The organism is Trebonia sp. (assembly GCF_049794275.1).
GTDB lineage: Bacteria > Actinomycetota > Actinomycetes > Streptosporangiales > Streptosporangiaceae > Trebonia.
In genome coordinates this window covers 1-2,457 of the sequence record NZ_JBARCR010000740.1, presented here as the reverse complement: position 1 = coordinate 2,457, position 2,457 = coordinate 1, and the positions used below count along the sequence as shown (strand labels likewise).

Below are 2,457 nucleotides of genomic sequence, written 5' to 3'. Positions count from 1 at the left end.
CAAACTCGTTCAGGTCTGGTTAAGAATGCTGCTGAATTTCCTCAGTCAGGGGCACGCAGCCTAACTTGTAAGGGTGAGTTATCCGCAGGTCTCCGTGCTCGTCGTGGAAGATGATCCGGGCATCGCTACCCAGCTGGTCCGCGGACTAGAGCGGGCCGGCTATACCGCCGACAGCGTTGGCATGGGCGCCGACGCGCTGCGCCGCGCGCCCAGCGACGTCGTGCTCCTCGACCTCGGGCTGCCGGACATCGACGGCGTGGACGTCTGCCGCCAGCTCCGGGAGGCCTCCGACGCGGCGATCATCGTGGTGACCGCCCGCGGCGAGGAGGCGGACCGGGTGCTCGCGCTCGACGAGGGCGCCGACGACTACCTCGTCAAGCCGTTCGGCCTGGCCGAACTGCTCGCCAGGATCCGGGCCGTGCTGCGCCGCGGGCAGCGCCTCGGCGGCGGCACCGAAGTGCTCAGGCACGGGCCGCTCACCGTCGACCTGCGTACGCGGAAGGTCACCGTGTCCGGCACCGAGGTGGCGCTGACACCGAAAGAGTTCGCGATCCTCGAGTGCCTGGCCGCAGACCCGGGCAGGCTGGTGAGCCGTCAGGAGATCGTCGAACGGGCGTGGGACGAGCACTGGTACGGGCCGACCAAGGTGCTCGACGTGCACCTGGCCGCGTTGCGCCGCAAGCTCGGCGATCCCGCCCTCATCGAGACGGTCTACGGCCACGGCTTCCGGCTCGCCGACCGCCCCGCCGAACCCGCGGCCGAGCGGGCTGAACGGCCCGCCGCCAGCCCGTGACCCGCCGGATCGTCCTCGCCCTGCTCGCGCTGACCGCGACGGTGCTGGTCGCCGCCGTGCTGCCGCTCGCGTTCAACGCCGCCGCGCACGAACGGGACGCGTTCGTCAACGACGCGGCCGGCACCGCGCGGTCGCTGGCCGTCCTCGCGGAGGAACGCCTCGGCGACCACACCGCGTCGCCGGCGCTGTCCGCCGCGCTGCTGTCGGCCGCCCGCGAGCACGACGAACTGCTCGTGCTCAACGAGCACGGCAACGTCGTGGTGTCCCAGGGCGTGCCGCGCGACTCGTGGAAGCAGCTTGTCAACGAAGCGGAAGAGCGCGGCGACCCCACCACCGAGCTGACCAAGGACCGGGTCATCGCCGTCCAGACGGTCTGGAACGACGGCAAGGACACCGGCGCGCCGATCGGCACCGTCGTCCTCGAGCGCCCCACCGGGGCGCTGAACCAGAACATCGACGACCTGTGGCTGTACCTGGCGTTGCTCGCCGGCGGCGCGATGGCGGCCGCCGTGGCCATCGCGATCTACTTCGCCCGCTGGGTAAGCAAGCCGCTGGCCAGGCTCGACACCGCGGCACGGCAGATCGCCGACGGCGAGCTGTCCGTCCGCGCCACCACCAGGTCCGGCCCGCCAGAGGTGCGCCGGATGGCCGCCACGTTCAACATGATGGCCGGCCGTCTCGAGACGCTGGTGCACGGCCACCGGGCCATGCTCGCGGACGCGTCGCACCAGCTGCGCACCCCGCTGACCGCGCTGCGGCTGCGCCTTGACCTGCTCGCCGCGGACTCCGCGCCGACGGCGGCCGACGAGCTCGCCGGGGCGCAGGAGGAAATCGCCCGGCTGTCGCGGCTTGTCGACGGGCTGCTCGCCACCGCGCGGGCGGAGAGCGTGGCGGAGCGGGTGGTGCCCGTCAACCTTATCCCGGCGGTGGCCGAACGGGTCGCGGCCTGGCAGCCGGTAGCGGACGCGCACGACGTGAAGCTGGTGACCGAGCACACGGCGGACGACGACAAGGCGCAGGTCTCCCTTGGCGTCGGCCACCTGGAGCAGATCCTGGACAACCTGATCGACAACGCGATCGAGGCGCTGGGCGACCACGGCGGGAGCGTCACGGTCTCGGTGGCCAGCTCCAGCGCGGGCACCACGCTGACCATCGCCGACGACGGGCCGGGCATGCCCCCGCAGGAACGGTCCCGCGCCTTCCTGCGGTTCAGCACGGGCAGCCAGACCGGTACCGGCCTCGGCCTGGCGATCGTGCAGCGGCTCGTCACGTCCAACGGCGGCACGGTGCGGCTCGCGGACACGCCGGGAGGCGGTCTCACTGTCGAGCTCGAGTTCCCCGGCACCGCGCTGTACGAAGGCACAAACCTGCCCGGGTAACAAGCACCACCTTCGGTCCCGTTTCGGCAACGACCAGGCCGCAGTGCTACCGCGCCTCTTCACACGGGACGTTTACAGGTTTTAGTCTTTCGGGCAGTCTGGGCTAGGGGGAGTCCCGTGATGCCTGGGCACCCGGCTATCTGGTCCCAGTGGAGGAACGGTGAAACACACCCCGTGGATGGCGGCAGCTGCCATATCCGCGACGAGCCTGCTTCTCGCCGCCTGCGGCACGAGCTCGTCAAGCGCCCCGTCGTCCAGCACGTCAAGCCCGTCGTCATCGGCGGC

The 2,457-nt window shown here is 71.2% G+C and carries 2 protein-coding genes; both read left to right on the top strand.

The window, feature by feature from the left end; all coding sequences use genetic code 11:
* Nucleotides 1–73: 73 nt before the first annotated feature.
* Nucleotides 74–793 carry a response regulator transcription factor gene (locus WA805_RS19525; protein WP_422289551.1) on the top strand — a complete coding sequence of 240 codons (720 nt, stop codon included), beginning with the start codon at nucleotides 74–76 and terminating at the stop codon, nucleotides 791–793.
* On the top strand, nucleotides 790–2,172 hold the full coding sequence (locus WA805_RS19520) for an ATP-binding protein (protein WP_424561580.1): 1,383 nt from the start codon (nucleotides 790–792) through the stop codon (nucleotides 2,170–2,172). The genes WA805_RS19525 and WA805_RS19520 overlap by 4 nt, the downstream gene beginning before the upstream one ends.
* Nucleotides 2,173–2,457: the final 285 nt, after the last annotated feature.